Below are 15,061 nucleotides of genomic sequence, written 5' to 3' on the forward strand. Positions count from 1 at the left end.
CGCCTAGCGCCGCAGCACAGGGATCCGGCGGGCGAGCGGGCCGAGGAAATTATCCAGTTCCTCGGAGCGGATCAGCCGCAGCAAGACGATGTAGACCACGGCCATGACGGAACCGACGACGGCGATCGAGATGATGGCCGAACCGATGGAACTCCATGCGAATCCCCAGCTGTAGCCGCCCAGCAGCCACAGCACCCCGGCGCCCGCCATGCCCGAAAGGGCGGCCATCACACCGATCCGCACGTAGCTGTCGATCACCCGGGCGACTCCGTAGTCGCCGTAGCGGCGGACGACCAAGACGTGCGCAATCACCGCGGAGAGCACGTTGGTGCCACCGTAGATCAGGGCCACGGCCCGGGCGATCTCCGTCGCGGGCAGGACCTGCACCGCACCGAAGGCCAGCACGACGCACAGCACGGCGATGACCGTCTGGATCAACATGGGCGTCTTGGTGTCCTCCTCGGCGAAGAAGACCCGGATCATGAAGAAGTGGATCGACTTGAATGGCAGCCCCAGCGTGGTGAGCAGCAGCAGCTGGCCGATGGCGGCGCCCTGCAGCATCGCGGTGGAGGAACTGCCGGCAAACAGCCGGCCCAGCGGCCCGGCCAGCACGATGAAGGCCACCGTGGCGAAGACGATCGGCACGGCGGTGGTGCGCAAACCGCGGGAGAGCAACGGTGCGATGTCCCCGCGGCGCTTCTCGTGGAAGGCCTTGGTGAACTCGTTGAAGAGCATCGTGGCCAGGGTGAGGGCAAAGATCGAGTGCGGCAGCACGGTGATCAGCTGGGAGGTGTTCAGCGCGTACTCGCCGGGAATATCGGCGCCGCCGAAGGGCATGCCCTCACGGGCATTGGTGGCGGCCGAGACGAACTTGGAGTTCACCAGCGAGGCGATGTTGCCAACCATCATCGAGCCCAGGGTCCAGGCGGCAAGCTTGCCCACATGGCGCAGGCCCATGCCGCGCCAGGAAAAGTCCGGGCGCAGGTTCAGCCCGATGCGGCGCAACGGCATGAACAGGGCCAGGGCCTGGACGACGATGCCCAGGGTGGCTCCACCGGCCAGCAGGGCCGTCCGGGAGGTCGTCCAGCTGTCCAGCTGGTCGTTACCGCCGCCGTAGGCGCCAAAAAGGACAATGAACGTGCCGATGGTGAGGATCTGCACCAGGTTGTTGGCCACCGGGGACCACATGTAGGCGGTGAAGCGGTTGTGGGCGTTGAGCACCTGGCCGATGACCGCGTAGACGCCGTAGAAGAAGATCTGCGGCAGGCACCAGTATGCGAACGTGGTTCCCATGGCAATCATGGGTTCGGTCCAGTCGAGGGTCAGGACCTTGATCAGCGGCCCGGCCATGGAAACGAGCAGCACCGTGGCCAGGCCCATCACCACGATGGTGAGGGTCACCAGCTTGGAGGTGTACGCCGATCCGCGGTCGGAGGCCTTCGAGGCCTTGATGAGCTGGGGGACCAGCACCACGTTGAAGATGCCGCCGGCCAGCAGCATGAAGATGATCGTCGGGATGACGTTCGCCTTCTCGAAGATGTCGGCCATCGTGGTGCTCGAGCCGATGGCAACGGCCAGCAGCGCTGTGCGGATGAATCCGAGAATGCGGGAAACCAAGGTGCCAGAGGCCATCAGGGCATAGGCCTTGGATTGGCGTTGGGTCTGGTTTCGGGCCGGTGCTTGCGGGATCTTGGGTGGCGTGCCGGGGCGCGCGGGGTGCTTAGATACCTGGGACATAGTTGGGGAGTACTTCACGCGCAAGATCGGCGATGCGCCGCTCATTGGGGAAGGACAGGCGTTTGCCGAGATCGAGCAGGGGAACCCAGGCCACGTCCACGGCCTCGTGGTCGGGGTCGTTTTCAATGGTCAGTTCGCCGCCCGTGGCACGCAACAGGAAATGGTGCACGGTCTTGTGGACGCGGTAGTTGGTGACGGTGAACCAGTAGTCGACCGAGCCCAGCGGTGCCAGGATGTCACCGGCGATTCCGGTTTCTTCCTCGATCTCGCGCACGGCGGCTTCCTCGTTGGTTTCCACGCCTTCGGGGTGTCCCTTGGGCAGGCACCATTCGAGCCGACCGCCGCGGTTGTACCGGGCAATGATGGCCACCGGCAGGCTGGGAAGGGACGTATCGATGACAACGCCGCCGGCCGAAACTTCCTCCACGGTGGGGAGCGGGTGGTGCCCGGGGCTCACCTGTGCCTGCGCATGCGCCATTGACGCAGTCAACGGCGTGCGCTTCGGGGCGCTGGGAACTGGATGGGCCATGGCAACCACTCTATCGGTTCCGCGGCGCTTCGTGGCTTGCCCCGCCCGGCCTCCGCGTGTTATTCGTGTCTTCGTTACGGGGCGGCGATGTCGGCGGCGTGTGGAAGCTAACGCCGAATTGAAGTGGCCGGGATCATGGCACTATCCAGAAAGTCTGGCACCCTTAAAGAACTATGCAGCAACTACCGTCCCCCCAGGTTCTCACCGAACTATTGCCCCCCGTCATCTTTGAACTGGGACAGCGATTCGTCGACTCCGGTTTTGAACTCTCACTGGTGGGAGGCCCGGTGCGGGACCTCTTTCTCGGCAGGGTGTCCCCGGACCTGGACTTCACCACCAGCGCCTCTCCTGACGAAACCCTTGCCGTGGTGGCCGGGTGGGCGGATGCCACCTGGGAAGTGGGACGCGCCTTCGGCACCATCGCCTTGCGCAAGGACCAGCACACCATCGAGGTGACGACCTACCGGGCCGATGCGTACGACCCGTCCTCGCGCAAGCCCATCGTCGCCTTCGGGGACAAGCTCGAAGACGACCTGTACCGCCGCGACTTCACCATGAACGCCATGGCCCTGCGCCTGCCGGACCTGGAACTGGTGGACCCCTACAACGGGGCCGTCGACCTGGCCGCCGGCGAGGTGCGCACGCCCGGGGCGCCCTCGATGTCCTTCTCCGACGACCCGCTGCGCATGATGCGGGCGGCACGTTTCGCCTCCCAGCTGGGAATCGACGTGGCCGCCGACGTCCGGGCTGCCATGGCGGAAATGGCCGAACGCATCAAGATCATCTCGGCCGAGCGGGTCAGGGATGAACTGGTCAAGCTCATCAACGGCGCCAACCCGCGCGCGGGCATCGACCTGCTGGTGGACACCGGCCTGGCCGACATCGTGCTCCCGGAGGTTTCCGCCCTGCGCCTGGAGGTCGACGAGCACCACCGCCACAAGGACGTCTACCAGCACTCCCTGACGGTGCTCGAGCAGGCCATGGAACTGGAAAGCGATGCCGACGGACCGGTTCCCGGGCCCGACTTCGTGCTGCGCTTCGCGGCCCTGATGCATGACATCGGCAAGCCGGCCACCCGCAAGTTCGAGCCCAACGGGGCTGTCAGCTTCCGCCACCACGACGTGGTCGGCGCCAAGCAGGTCAAGGCGCGCATGCGCGCCCTGCGCTTCGACAATGACTCGATCAAGGCCGTCGCCCGGTTGGTCGAGCTGCACATGCGCTTCTACGGATACGGCGATGCCGGATGGAGCGATTCGGCGGTGCGCCGCTACGTCCACGACGCCGGGGACCTGCTGGAGCGCCTGCACCGGTTGACCCGTTCCGATGTCACCACCCGCAACCGCAAGAAGGCAGACCGGCTCAGCTTCGCCTACGACGATCTCGAGGCCCGCATCGTCGAGATCAGCGAGCAGGAGGAAATGGCGGCCGTGCGCCCGGACCTCAATGGGCAGCAGATCATGGAGCTGCTGGAAATCAAGCCCGGCCCGGTGGTGGGACGCGCCTACAACTTCCTGCTGGAACGCCGCCTGGACAACGGCCCGATCGACCGGGACGAAGCGGTAACCGTGCTTCGGGAGTGGTGGGCGCAGCAGCCGGAGTCAACCGAGCAGTAGTCCGAGCAGGATTTCGGGCCCCGTTCCGGCGTGTCGTCAGCAACACGCCGATACGGGGTCCTTTCTTTAAAGTTTTCCCAAATTGATGTGGCGTAATGGTGCATTGTTGTGTATCGTGGAACCTGTGATTGAGAAGTCTCAATGAGACGTCGAGATCGAATAGACAATATTGGCGCCAGGATTTTCTGGCATGTTCTTCCAGAAAAGGAGGTGGGAATGATGATTAATTCAATGAATTTCGGCGGCTTCTATGTGCCCCGTCATGGCTTCGGCGGCTTTACCGCCCGAGCAACTTCCCCCGCCTCCGGAACGGCGCCCTGCTAGTACTTCCCTAGCTTTTCAAAGTTCCCGAGGCTGATGAGTCATTAATCGACCAAATCCTTGAGGAACTTTCGTCATGTCTACCCAGATCTCTTCGATCACCACCCAGGCTGCTCGCTCCGCCGAACTCATATTCGCCGGACCTGAAGCGCTGCATGCCCGCACCACTCGGCCAGCCGAACAGGCCGCCTTCCGCACCTCCAACAAGGTCGAGGGGAGGTAACCACCGTGGCTGCAAAAAACCGAAAGCCAAAGAACAAGGCTTGGCTTCAGACGCAGTTCAACCCGGACAACCGGGAACGTGAACTACGTAACCACATTCCGATGGACATGGTCTTCCGAGTGCGGTGAGTGAATTAGGATCGGGCATCCACAGCCGATCCGGAATTCAGCTCACTCACCGACACAGGAGCAAGGTCCATGGAAACAACTGAAACCCACAGTGCAAAGCCCGCCGGCTTCACCGGCGGGCTTTGCCGCTTAAACGAACGTTTCGCTTGGCTCTGTCGAGTCGATGTCCGTGCCCGGGTCCAGCTGCGCGCGCCAGTGGCGCAGGAACGCCAGCCCCGCGTGGTCGTGGATGACCTCGTTGCCCAGGCCAAGGTCCCCGGCCGTGAGCACAGGGTACGGTTTCCCTGACGGAATTCCGTCACCCGGGCGTACATCCACGTGGCTGACCTCGTGCCCGTGCGCTGCCAGCCAATCGGCCATGGCGTAGTCCGTGCGCGAATCGCCGACGGTGAACCACGCTGCGGGCACAATCCCGTCGGAGGCCAAGAGCTCCAGGGTGCGCCTGGCACCGAGGTCCTTGCCCAGTGCCACCGATTCGATGTCCGTGGAAATGATGGTTGGATCCACTCGGTATTCGATCACGTTGTTGACGCCCGGCAGGCTGAGCTCGAGGCGCTCAACGCCGAGACCCAGGCGAGTCATCGCTTTGATGGCCGCCGCGTCGAAATTCGCCTGGACGCGTCGGTAGTCGGTGTTGTCGGCGTCGATGTGCTGCTCGACGGAGACCATGGCGCGCTTGGTCTCGTCAAAGAACATGTGCGAGCTGAAGGATGAAGCCACCAGCTCGCGAATCTCTTCCGAGTAGTGCCCTGGCACCGCGAGCTCATGGTCCACATGAACCTCGCCGGCGCCTGTCGAATCGAAGGTGAACCAGGTGGCACCCTTCTCGCATATCGCATGGATCTTCAACGTCGATGGCATTCCCGCCGCGATCATGGGTGCCATCACCTGATGCTTGATGAAATCATCCGATCGCCCCGTGTTGAAGACCACGGGAATTCCGGACACTGCAAGATCCAGGAGCAGCGCAATGATTTCCGGGGCGACGTCGCGGGTCACTGGCGAGGCGATCGGTCCGTCGACATCGAGAAGCAAGGCAAATGGCGGTGTTGTGGGCATGTCATCCATTCTCCCATCGCACCGGTGCGGAACGGAATCGCCGCAAGCCCGCTGCTGGATGGCTGCCGGAACGGTCGAAAAAATAGTCATCCACAGATTCGGAAAACCTGTAACACCGGGCGAACGGAATTCCTGGGATGGGGAGAAACCGTGGGGCCTGTCGTGCCATGGTGATGGGACCGGCCTATTTCCCCGGCCAGAGATGGCGCATGGACTATTCGGAAAAGCTCGGGTCTTCGCGGGATGGAACGGTCGCAATTACCAGTAAACCAAGGACAAAAAGGCAACGTTGTTGCCCATGTCCACGGCGACGGCGGGGCGAGCCTGTGCCTGGCCGAGGCAGAGAAGCCCGCACTGCGCGACACCCGGACGGGAGAAACCCGGATCGTCGCCCCGGGCGAACGCTTCCTCTGCACCGACGGGGCAAATTACTCCGAGTCCCGGGACGGAACCGGTGGGGCACTGTTCTTCCCCTGCGGAGCGGACGGGAAGAGGGCCAAAGGTGGCAGCGCCGGTGCGTTCGACCCCCAGGACGGCGAAGGAAGCCATGTGGTTCTTGGTTTCGCCGACACGGTGTCCGGATAAGTCGTGGAGGCAGGTTCCGAATAGGCCCCCACGCTCCGAATCCGGGACGTTTGCAGCGTTGCGGTGATAGCTTGAAGGGGAATCAAGGAAAACCAAAAACCTTGGTCTTCCTCATCCCCCGAACACCGGGAATCCAGATAGGGGACACACGATGACAGCGACGCCTGAAACCGACATGAGTGATCTAGCGATTGCCTCACGGGCCATGCTCAAGCCCATTTCCGAAATTGCCGCGACGGCGGGGATCCCGGAGGACGCTCTCGAGGCCTACGGCCGGTACAAGGCCAAGGTTGACCCGGCACTCTTGACGGCACGCGGCGTGAAGCCAGGGAAAGTGGTCTTGGTCAGCGGCATTTCCCCAACCCCTGCCGGTGAAGGGAAATCCACCATGGTGGTGGGCTTGGGGGATGCACTGGCCGCCACCGGGACCAAGACCATAATTGCCCTGCGCGAACCGTCCCTGGGACCGATCTTCGGCATGAAGGGTGGAGCCACCGGTGGCGGATATTCGCAGGTCCTGCCCATGGATGAGATCAACATGCATTTCACCGGGGATTTCCACGCGATCACCAGCGCCAACAACCTGTTGATGGCGCTGATCGACAACCACCTGCACCAAGGCAATGCACTGGGCATTGATCCTCGCCGCATCACGTTCAAGCGCGTCCTGGACATGAACGACCGCGCGTTGCGCAACATTGTCATCGGCCTTGGCGGTCCCACCGAAGGCGTCCCGCGTGAAACGGGTTTCGAGATCACCGTGGCCTCGGAGGTCATGGCGGTCTTCTGCCTGGCCAACGGCCTCGAGGACCTGCGCGCCCGGCTCGGACGCATGACCATCGGATACACCTATGGCAAGGCCCCGGTCACTGTCGATGACCTGGGCGCCGCCGGCGCCATGGCCATGCTGCTCAAGGACGCGATCAAGCCCAACCTTGTCCAGACCATGGCCGGCACGCCCGCCTTCATCCACGGGGGCCCGTTCGCCAACATCGCCCACGGCTGCAACTCCGCCATAGCCACCAACACCGCCCGCTCGCTGGCCGACGTGGTGGTGACCGAGGCCGGCTTCGGCGCGGACCTCGGTGCCGAGAAGTTCATGGACATCAAGGCCCGCTATGCGGGCTGCAACCCCGACGCGGTCGTCCTGGTCGCCACCATCCGGGCGCTGAAGATGCACGGGGGAGTGGCAAGGGACGGGCTCAAGGAGGAAAACCTCGAGGCCGTGCGCCTGGGCATGGCAAACCTCGCCCGGCACGCCTCGAACATCAAAAAATTCGGGATCCAACCGGTCATCGGCCTGAACAAGTTCACCACCGACACCGACGGCGAACTCGCGGTTGTCACCGACTGGGCCGCCGCAAACGGCATCGAATGCGCCGTGGCCGATGTCTGGGGCCAGGGCGGTGCCGGGGCCGAGGAGCTGGCCACCGCGGTCCTGCGGGCCATTGAAGCGCCGAGCAACTTTGCCCCGCTGTACGAATTGGATCAGCCTGTCGAAGACAAGATCCTGACCGTGGTCCGCGAGATCTACGGAGGAGACGGCGTAGAGTACTCGGCCGGGGCCAAGCGGATGCTTGAGCAAATCCACGCCAACGGTTGGGACAACCTTCCGGTGTGTATGGCCAAGACCCAATACTCGTTCTCCGACGACCCCACGCTCCTGGGCGCCCCCGAGGGGTTCACGCTGCAGGTCCGGGACCTCATCCCCAAGACCGGTGCCGGTTTCATCGTGGCGATCACCGGGGCGATCATGACCATGCCCGGCCTTCCCAAGATCCCGGCCGCCATGCACATGGATGTCGACGAAAACGGAAACGCAGTGGGCCTGTCATAGCGCACCCGCAGCGCAGCAACGGCGAAGTGCCCTGAAACCCGCAAAAGCAAGCTTAAATGCCGAAGCCACCACAGATGTGGTGGCTTCGGCATGTGGCCCCCGGGATGCGGGGCGCGAAGTTCCTAGCGTTCGACGTCGCCGCGGATGAAGGCCTCGACCTTTTCCTTGGCGATGTCGTCGTTGAACTGCTCAGGCGGGGACTTCATGAAGTAGGACGACGCCGAGAGGATTGGCCCGCCAATGCCGCGGTCAAGGGCGATCTTGGCGGCGCGCACGGCATCGATGATCACGCCGGCGGAGTTCGGGGAATCCCAGACCTCGAGCTTGTACTCCAGGGACACCGGGGCGTCGCCGAAGTTGCGGCCCTCAAGGCGCACGAAGGCCCACTTGCGGTCATCGAGCCAGGCGACGTAGTCGGACGGGCCGATGTGCACGTCGTCCGCTTCCAGCTTGGCCGAGGTGTTGGAGGTGACGGCCTGGGTCTTGGAGATCTTCTTGGATTCCAGGCGGTCGCGCTCAAGCATGTTCTTGAAATCCATGTTGCCGCCGACGTTCAGCTGGTAGGTGCGGTCCAGGACCACGCCGCGGTCCTCGAACAGCTTGGCCATCACGCGGTGGGTGATGGTGGCGCCGATCTGGGACTTGATGTCGTCGCCCACGATCGGGACACCCGCAGCGGTGAACTTGTCGGCCCACTCCTTGGTTCCGGCAATGAACACCGGCAGGGCGTTGACGAAGCCCACGCCGGCGTCGATGCATGCCTGGGCGTAGAACTTGGCCGCAGCGTCGGAACCGACAGGCAGGTAGCAAACCAGCACGTCGACCTTGGCGTCCTTCAGTGCCGCAACCATGTCCACCGGATCGGCGGAGGATTCGGTGATGGTCTCGCGGTAGTACTTGCCCAGGCCGTCAAGGGTGTGGCCGCGCTGCACGGTGATGCCCGTGGTGGCAACATCGGCGATCTTGATGGTGTTGTTCTCGGAAGCAAGGATGGCGTCGGCCAAATCCAGTCCGACCTTCTTCTCATCCACATCGAAGGCCGCAACGAACTGCACGTCGTTGACGTGGTACTTGCCGAACTGGACGTGCATCAGTCCGGGAACGGTGGCCTGCGGGTCCGCGTCACGGTAGTACTGGACACCCTGGACCAACGAGGTGGCGCAGTTGCCCACGCCTACGATTGCAACCCGAATCGGATTTTCCGACAACTTGTCTCCTCAAAATCAAAAACTTCCAGGCAGGGGAAGACCCGCCGCCCGGCACACTTTCAATGCTAAGTGAGAAGCCGTGCCGGTTATTCCCCAATGGGTCCCGCGAGGGTTCGGGCGGGCCCCCGATCAGGTCCGGGAACCCCGTTCGCTCAGCCACCAACGCCGGATCCGCAACAGCACTGCCAGCGCCGGACGCGGCAAGGTGGTGCGGACCCGCTGCCGGAAGGCAACCTCCTTCACCATTGCCAATTGCGCCTCTGACGTGGTCAATGTCTGGTTCGTGGCGCGCTGCGCGTAATGGGCCAGGGCCGAGGCGAACTCCGGGCCGCGACGGTGGAAGTAGTTCTCGCGCAACCACGCACGATTCGGGAAAGAAAAGTGCAACGAAGCCGCGTCATCTAGGGTTCCGAGCAGGCCCGAACCACGGAAAACCGAGTTGAGCATCGCATCATTGAGCCCGAAGTCGGTCAGCACCAGCACCGGCAGCCCGCGGTCCACCGCCTCCAGGGCCGCGGTGGAGGAGACCGTCAGCAATGCAGAACCGGGAACCAGCGACTTCTCCATGGGGCCGGTCACGAACTCCACATGCCCGTTCCCGACCTTCCCCGCGGCGACCAGCTCCTCCCACAGGCTGTCGTAGGGGTGGGCCTCGAGGTGGGTCTGGGGTTCCCCGGCCCGGGCACGGAGCTTGACCAGGACCCGAACCGCCGGGTTCAGCCTGGCCACCTGTTCCAGGGCCAGCAGGATCTCCTCGCGCTCGGCACGCTGCACCGGGACCTTGGCCTGGGCCGCGAACACCACGGTGTCGATGGGGGCCGGTGCCGGCTGCGGGAACCCCGCGGTCTTCAGGAACGGCAGCTTGGAGACCAGCACGTCGGGGCGGTGGCCGGTTTCAGCCTCGGCCAGCTGCAGGAATTCGCGGGCCTCGGCATGGGAATGCACGATGAACGCATCTCCGCTGCGCCGGTAGGCCCAGCCCTTGGTGGTTGCCGGGTAGGCGACGCCGGGCAACGCCGAGATCAGTGCGGAGGGGCGCACCGTGGTGGCCCTCGAGCGCAGGAGCTTGGTGAAAAGCTCGCTGACCACTGGTCCGGTGGCTGCGGCAAAGATGATCTGCGCATTCAGCGAGCGGTAGTCCAGGGCGGCGCGCGGCAGCACCGGGATCTGCACGTCCTGGAAGCAGGTGCCCGCCGTGGCCGCGGCGACCTGCTCGGGCGTCGGGGCGATGGGGGTGCGCACCAGCACCACGCGGCGGTCCCAGTCCGGCCCCAGGGCATCCAGCGTGGTGCAGGCGAGCTTGAGGTAGGAATCGGAATCGGCCACCGCAACGATGCTGGGCCTGGAAGCGGGTGTGTTCATGTGGGCAGCAGCTCCAGGGACGAGGATAGGTGGGAACGAAGTTCTTCCGTGGCGGCGGGCTTCCACCAGGCTCCGGGAACCTGCTTGCCGATGATCCGCACGCCCGATCCGCCCAGCAACAGCCGCAACGAGGGCAGTGCGGTGGAGGGCAGGGCACGGACCACCTGGCCGCGGCGCAGGGCGCGCAGGCGCATCTCGATGGGGATGGTGTGCTCGCGCACCGCGATCTTCTGGTGCGCGGCCAGCAGCTCGAGGAATTCCGGGGACTCGCGGCGATGGGGGAAATAGGCGACCGGCCCGTCCAGGGTCAGCGAATGCAGCCAGCGGAAGTACGGATCCGGGTGGATCAGCCCGTCGGGGGCCATCGCGGAGCCGACCACCACGGTGGGTTCGGCGATCCGCTCGGCCACCGGCTGGGTGTTCAGCCACTCGAAGCGGTGTGATTCCAGGTGTCCGCCCAGGTCGCGGAACCTGCGCGCCACCTTCGGCTCCACCGGCAGGGCGGTGAAGACCAGCAGCCGGCCGGCCCGCGCCAGGGCCCGCAGCCGGTACCAGCTGGCAACGCCCAGCGCGCGGCGCGCCGGGTTGGGATTGGAGCGCGGGCGCACCAGCGCTGTCGGTTCGCTCGCCACCAGCGCCCGGATCAGCCCGAGCGTGGCCAGCCCGTCGTCGATGACCACGATTTCCTGCACCGCGATGTGGCCCAGCAGTGCGCGCTGGACCCGGCCCGAGTACGCGTCCCCGGTCACCCAGCGCCGTGCGCCGGCCGATCCCGGGGCCGGGGGCACCTGTGTGGGGGGCGCGAACTCCACGCCCGCCGGTGCCCGGGCCATCAGCGTGGCCAGCGTGGCATCCAGCGTCGTGGTGCCCCCGCGCGGGTGGATGCGGCTGGAAGTGCCCAGCAGCCCGGCCCCGTGAGCCTCGATGGCGGAGAGCAGCTGCAGCGGGGATTCGACCCAGACCTCGGCGTGGCCGAAGCGGGGACGGGCCACGGCGGAATCCGCCCGGTACTCAACGTGATGCACGGGAGGCTCCCTCCTGCAGCGTGCGTGCCAGGCGCTGCAGCGAGCGGGTCCCGACGCGCAGCGCGCGGCGCTGCAGCCGGCGGCCCCAGTGGCGGCGGCGCCGCGGGTGCGCCCAGTGCGGGGGAAGATCCAGTGCGGCCAGCCGGCGGCGCTTGAAGTGGGCGCCGAAGCGCGAGTAGTTCGCCTCCAGGAACGCCGCGGCCTCCCCGCGCAGTCCGGGCAGGTTCTCGTATTGCATGCAGTAGGCGACCGCGCGCAGCAGGGGCGTGAGCTCGTCGTTCGGCCCCGCTTCCGCGGGCGTTTGGAGCTTGTGGACGAGCAGGGCATCGACGATCGAGACGGGGATGCGGTTGGAATTCTGGTAGGGGCCCAGTTCCTGCAGCAGCTCCCCGGTGCCCACGGCGATGACGGGGGTGCCGAGCATGTACTTGGCGCTGATCAGTGCGGTGGAGAAGCAGGAGATGACCACCAGCGGCTTCATGAGCGTGATGACGGTTTCGGCCAGCAGGTCGGTCTGAAGGATCCGAAACCCCAGGCCCAGGGATTCGGCGCGGGCACGCAGCTGCAGCGCAGCCGTAGGGCCGGCGCTGGGGTGCGGCTTGAAAACCACTTCCGATGCCCCGGCCTCGCGTGCGGCCAGCAGCATGCCGTGGTGCAGCTCGAGTTCCGCCGCCGCGTCGAGGATGCCCAGCGAACCCAGGTACTGGCCCACCACCAGGGCGGCGCCGGAGGGCAGATCCAGCTCGGCGGGATCCAGGTCCGCTGCAAGTTCGGCAAAAACGGCGGCCAGCGACTCGAGGCCCAGCACCTTGCGTCGCACCGGGGCCTCGAGCAGCAGCATGGGTTCGAGGCCCGGGACCAGGTCGATGTGAATGGTCTCGCGCAGGCGCTGGAGCATCTGCATCGACTGCTTGTTGCGGGTGGGGCCGTAGGACATCAGTCCGTCCGAGTGCACCGAGATCGGGGCGTCGAAGAAGATCCGGGCCATTGCCTGGGCCGGGTTCACCTGGATGGATTCGAGCACCAGGGACACCCGCTCCCCGCCGAGGTTCCAGCGGTGGCGCAACAACTTCTCGAAGAGCGGCAGCTCCTCGTTCCGGGGGTTGAATTGCCCGGGGCGGCGCGGCCACAGCAGCTCGCCGAGGTCCACCACGTCGTCGAAGCGCGCGGCCAGGGCATCGAACCCCGGGTTCTCGCGCAGCGGGGTGGTGATTTCTGGCATCTGGCTGCCGTTGGCCAGCACCAGGACGCGGCGGTCGGTGTCCGGGAGCAGGCCCGCATCCGCCATCGCTGCCAGCGAAACGACCTGGAAGTAGGCGGAGGCCTGGATAAGTTGGATCATTTGCTTCTCCCCTTGGCCGCGGCCGAAGGCAGCAGGCCGGTCAATGTCTTGCGGCGCTTGGCGTCGATTTGGGCCAACCCGTCATCCAGCAGCGGCGCGGGTATGGCTGCGAGCCGCTGCGCAATGCCCTCGCGCAGGGACTGGCGCAGGGCAGGAGGGAACTGGGCAGACCTCCCCAGGTGGTGGCAGGAAATGGCGAGGAACTGGCGCAACGCCTTGGGCCCGTGGGCCTCGTGCGCCGGGTCGCCCAGCACCATGTCCAGGATTCCGGCGAAGGCGTCAAGGAAGTCCAGCTGGCGGTCGTCGAAGACCTGTGTGAGCGAGCCGGGCAGCCCGCGGCGGTAGAAGATCCCGTGGGCGTTGAGCACCGCGTAGCTTTTCGCCTTCAGGGCGAGCTCCCAGAACCAGGGCCGGTCCTCGCAGGTGCGCAGCTCCTCGTTGAACCGCGGCGCGGCGGAGCTCAGCATCTCGGCGCGGTACATGCCCGCCCAGACCAGCGGATAGTCGATCATGGTCGCGGTGTGGATGGGCGAGATGTCGTCGGCCGGGTCCAACACGACGTTTCGGTTCGCCTGCGGGGCCCGGTACAGGGTCCGGTTCCCGCCGGTCACGCGCACGTGGTCGCAGCGCACGTAGTCCACGTCCAGTTCCTCAAGCCCGTCGGCCAGCTGGGCCAGGTGGTTGGGGGCAAACCAGTCATCGGGATCCAGGAACACCACGAATTCGCCGCTGGCGTTTTCCAGCCCGGTGTTGCGGGCGGCGGACACCCCGCGGTTGGCCGCGTGGGTGATGATCTTCAGGCCCGGGATCCGTGCGCCGAACTCCGCGGCGATCGCCGCGGTGGCATCGGTGGAGGCGTCATCGACCACCAGGACTTCCAGTTCCCGTCTCTTCAGTCGTTGGCGGGCCAGGGACGCCAGGGTGTCGCCAATGAAATCCTGCTGGTTCATCGCGGGGATGATGACGCTGATGCGCCCGGGGATCCGGGACGTGGCGGGGGGAAGCTCGGTTGTGGAAGGCATGGGGATCTCGGGATGGTCCTTAAGTCTGGGAAAGCCGGTCGGCGGCGTTTGGCCGCCCAATGCCGTTGGGGTGCCCGCCGGAAGGCGGACACCCCAACGGTCCTGTTGCTATGCGGAAAGGCTGAGGATCAGGCGTCGACGCGGCGCAAGCGGGACAGCGGTGCCAGCTCGCCCGGGAAGACCTTCTTGACGCCGTCGCCCATGGCCTGCTCCAGGATGCGGATGTCGCGGATCAGCGCCTCGAAGCCCTTCGGCTCCAGCGAGGACGCCTGGTCCGAGCCCCACATGGTGCGGTCCAGGGTGATGTGGCGCTCGACGGTGACGGCGCCCAGGGCGACGGCAGCCAGCGAGATCTGCAGGCCGCGCTCGTGGCCCGAGTAGCCGACCGGCACCTGGTAGCGCTCCTGCAGCGTGGTGATCATGCGCAGGTTGGCCTCTTCGGGAGGCAGCGGGTAGGTGGAGGTTGCGTGCATCATGACCAGCTTGTCGGTGCCGAGGGTTTCCACGGCCTTGTCGATCTGCTCGATCGTGGACATGCCGGTGGAGAGGATGATCGGCTTGCCGGTCTCGGCCAGCGCCTTGAGCAGCTCGAGGTCGGTGACCGAGGCGGAGGCGACCTTGTGGGTCACGGCGCCCTGCTCTTCCATGAATTCGACCGAGGGCACGTCCCACGGGGAGGCGAAGGCGTGCAGGCCCTGTGCGGCGGCGTAGCGGATCAGCTCCTTGTACTGCGCGGCATCGAACTCGACGCGGTAGCGGTAGTCCAGGTAGGTCATGTCGCCCCACGGGGTGGAGCGGATCTTGTCGCGCATGTCCATCGGGGTGGAGATGTCCGGGGTGCGCTTCTGGAACTTCACGGCGTTGGCGCCGGCCTTGGCGGAGACGTCGATCAGCTGCTTGGCGATCTCCATGTCGCCGTTGTGGTTGATGCCGATCTCGCCGATGACGTAGACCTGCTGGCCGGTGCCGAGGGTCTGCTCGCCGATGGTGACGGGTGCGGTTTCGGTGGTGGTGATAGTCATGGGGACATGCCTTTCATGTGTTGCCGGACCGTTCGGGGATTGAGTGGG

The 15,061-nt window shown here is 65.5% G+C and carries 13 protein-coding genes; 4 read left to right on the forward strand and 9 right to left on the reverse strand.

What is annotated here, in order from left to right:
• Positions 1-3 precede the first annotated feature (3 nt).
• Positions 4-1,737 carry a murein biosynthesis integral membrane protein MurJ gene (gene murJ / locus J2T21_RS14780; protein ID WP_307582258.1) on the reverse strand — a complete coding sequence of 578 codons (1,734 nt, stop codon included), beginning with the start codon at positions 1,735-1,737 and terminating at the stop codon, positions 4-6.
• The gene (locus J2T21_RS14785) at positions 1,721-2,266 is read right to left on the reverse strand and encodes an NUDIX hydrolase (protein ID WP_175475393.1); all 546 of its coding nucleotides are present in this window, start codon (positions 2,264-2,266) and stop codon (positions 1,721-1,723) included. The genes murJ and J2T21_RS14785 overlap by 17 nt, the downstream gene beginning before the upstream one ends.
• Positions 2,267-2,439: 173 nt before the next feature.
• On the opposite strand from J2T21_RS14785, the gene J2T21_RS14790 reads away from it, so the two are divergent.
• Together J2T21_RS14790 and J2T21_RS14795 are read left to right on the forward strand one after the other, a co-directional pair.
• Entirely contained in the window at positions 2,440-3,879 is a 1,440-nt protein-coding gene (locus tag J2T21_RS14790; RefSeq protein ID WP_307582259.1) for a CCA tRNA nucleotidyltransferase, read from the forward strand.
• 397 nt (positions 3,880-4,276) lie between these two features.
• Complete coding sequence (locus tag J2T21_RS14795) at positions 4,277-4,423, forward strand: hypothetical protein (RefSeq protein WP_175475394.1); 147 nt, start codon at positions 4,277-4,279, stop codon at positions 4,421-4,423.
• A 257-nt stretch (positions 4,424-4,680) separates the two neighbouring features.
• On the opposite strand, the gene J2T21_RS14800 is transcribed toward J2T21_RS14795, so the two are convergent.
• Positions 4,681-5,610 (reverse strand): hypothetical protein, encoded by a 930-nt coding sequence (locus tag J2T21_RS14800; RefSeq protein WP_307582261.1) that lies wholly within the window; start codon positions 5,608-5,610, stop codon positions 4,681-4,683.
• Between the two features lie 243 nt (positions 5,611-5,853).
• Here J2T21_RS14800 and J2T21_RS14805 point away from each other — a divergent pair, with 243 nt between their 5' ends.
• Together J2T21_RS14805 and J2T21_RS14810 are read left to right on the forward strand one after the other, a co-directional pair.
• Positions 5,854-6,195 (forward strand): hypothetical protein, encoded by a 342-nt coding sequence (locus J2T21_RS14805; protein ID WP_307582263.1) that lies wholly within the window; start codon positions 5,854-5,856, stop codon positions 6,193-6,195.
• 151 nt (positions 6,196-6,346) lie between these two features.
• Positions 6,347-8,032, forward strand: coding sequence for a formate--tetrahydrofolate ligase (locus J2T21_RS14810; protein ID WP_307582265.1), 1,686 nt, complete (start codon positions 6,347-6,349; stop codon positions 8,030-8,032).
• Between the two features lie 122 nt (positions 8,033-8,154).
• Here J2T21_RS14810 and J2T21_RS14815 read toward each other — a convergent pair whose 3' ends face one another.
• The 6 genes from J2T21_RS14815 to J2T21_RS14840 form a co-directional block, all read right to left on the reverse strand.
• Complete coding sequence (locus J2T21_RS14815) at positions 8,155-9,240, reverse strand: inositol-3-phosphate synthase (protein ID WP_307582267.1); 1,086 nt, start codon at positions 9,238-9,240, stop codon at positions 8,155-8,157.
• 129 nt (positions 9,241-9,369) lie between these two features.
• Positions 9,370-10,602 (reverse strand): DUF6716 putative glycosyltransferase, encoded by a 1,233-nt coding sequence (locus J2T21_RS14820; protein WP_307582269.1) that lies wholly within the window; start codon positions 10,600-10,602, stop codon positions 9,370-9,372.
• On the reverse strand, positions 10,599-11,627 hold the full coding sequence (locus tag J2T21_RS14825) for a hypothetical protein (protein WP_307582271.1): 1,029 nt from the start codon (positions 11,625-11,627) through the stop codon (positions 10,599-10,601). Before J2T21_RS14825 ends, J2T21_RS14820 begins: the two co-directional genes overlap by 4 nt.
• Positions 11,614-12,969: a polysialyltransferase family glycosyltransferase gene (locus tag J2T21_RS14830; protein WP_307582273.1), complete on the reverse strand. Its 1,356-nt coding sequence runs from the start codon at positions 12,967-12,969 to the stop codon at positions 11,614-11,616. The genes J2T21_RS14825 and J2T21_RS14830 overlap by 14 nt, the downstream gene beginning before the upstream one ends.
• A complete protein-coding gene (locus J2T21_RS14835; RefSeq protein ID WP_307582275.1) occupies positions 12,966-13,991 on the reverse strand; it encodes a glycosyltransferase family 2 protein in 1,026 nt (341 codons plus the stop codon). Before J2T21_RS14835 ends, J2T21_RS14830 begins: the two co-directional genes overlap by 4 nt.
• Positions 13,992-14,119: 128 nt before the next feature.
• Positions 14,120-15,013 carry an N-acetylneuraminate synthase family protein gene (locus J2T21_RS14840; RefSeq protein ID WP_307582277.1) on the reverse strand — a complete coding sequence of 298 codons (894 nt, stop codon included), beginning with the start codon at positions 15,011-15,013 and terminating at the stop codon, positions 14,120-14,122.
• Positions 15,014-15,061 lie beyond the last annotated feature (48 nt).

Source organism: Paeniglutamicibacter psychrophenolicus, from assembly GCF_030812255.1.
Taxonomy (GTDB): domain Bacteria; phylum Actinomycetota; class Actinomycetes; order Actinomycetales; family Micrococcaceae; genus Paeniglutamicibacter; species Paeniglutamicibacter psychrophenolicus_A.

Bases quoted from the DNA above. Each gene is read 5' to 3' on its own strand.
- J2T21_RS14810 (WP_307582265.1), top strand. From the start codon at position 6,347: ATGACAGCGACGCCTGAAACCGACATGAGTGATCTAGCGATTGCCTCA.
- J2T21_RS14820 (WP_307582269.1), bottom strand. From the start codon at position 10,602: ATGAACACACCCGCTTCCAGGCCCAGCATCGTTGCGGTGGCCGATTCC.
- J2T21_RS14790 (WP_307582259.1), top strand. From the start codon at position 2,440: ATGCAGCAACTACCGTCCCCCCAGGTTCTCACCGAACTATTGCCCCCC.
- J2T21_RS14835 (WP_307582275.1), bottom strand. From the start codon at position 13,991: ATGCCTTCCACAACCGAGCTTCCCCCCGCCACGTCCCGGATCCCCGGG.
- J2T21_RS14785 (WP_175475393.1), bottom strand. From the start codon at position 2,266: ATGGCCCATCCAGTTCCCAGCGCCCCGAAGCGCACGCCGTTGACTGCG.
- J2T21_RS14795 (WP_175475394.1), top strand. From the start codon at position 4,277: ATGTCTACCCAGATCTCTTCGATCACCACCCAGGCTGCTCGCTCCGCC.
- murJ (WP_307582258.1), bottom strand. From the start codon at position 1,737: ATGTCCCAGGTATCTAAGCACCCCGCGCGCCCCGGCACGCCACCCAAG.
- J2T21_RS14800 (WP_307582261.1), bottom strand. From the start codon at position 5,610: ATGCCCACAACACCGCCATTTGCCTTGCTTCTCGATGTCGACGGACCG.
- J2T21_RS14805 (WP_307582263.1), top strand. From the start codon at position 5,854: ATGGAACGGTCGCAATTACCAGTAAACCAAGGACAAAAAGGCAACGTT.
- J2T21_RS14840 (WP_307582277.1), bottom strand. From the start codon at position 15,013: ATGACTATCACCACCACCGAAACCGCACCCGTCACCATCGGCGAGCAG.
- J2T21_RS14830 (WP_307582273.1), bottom strand. From the start codon at position 12,969: ATGATCCAACTTATCCAGGCCTCCGCCTACTTCCAGGTCGTTTCGCTG.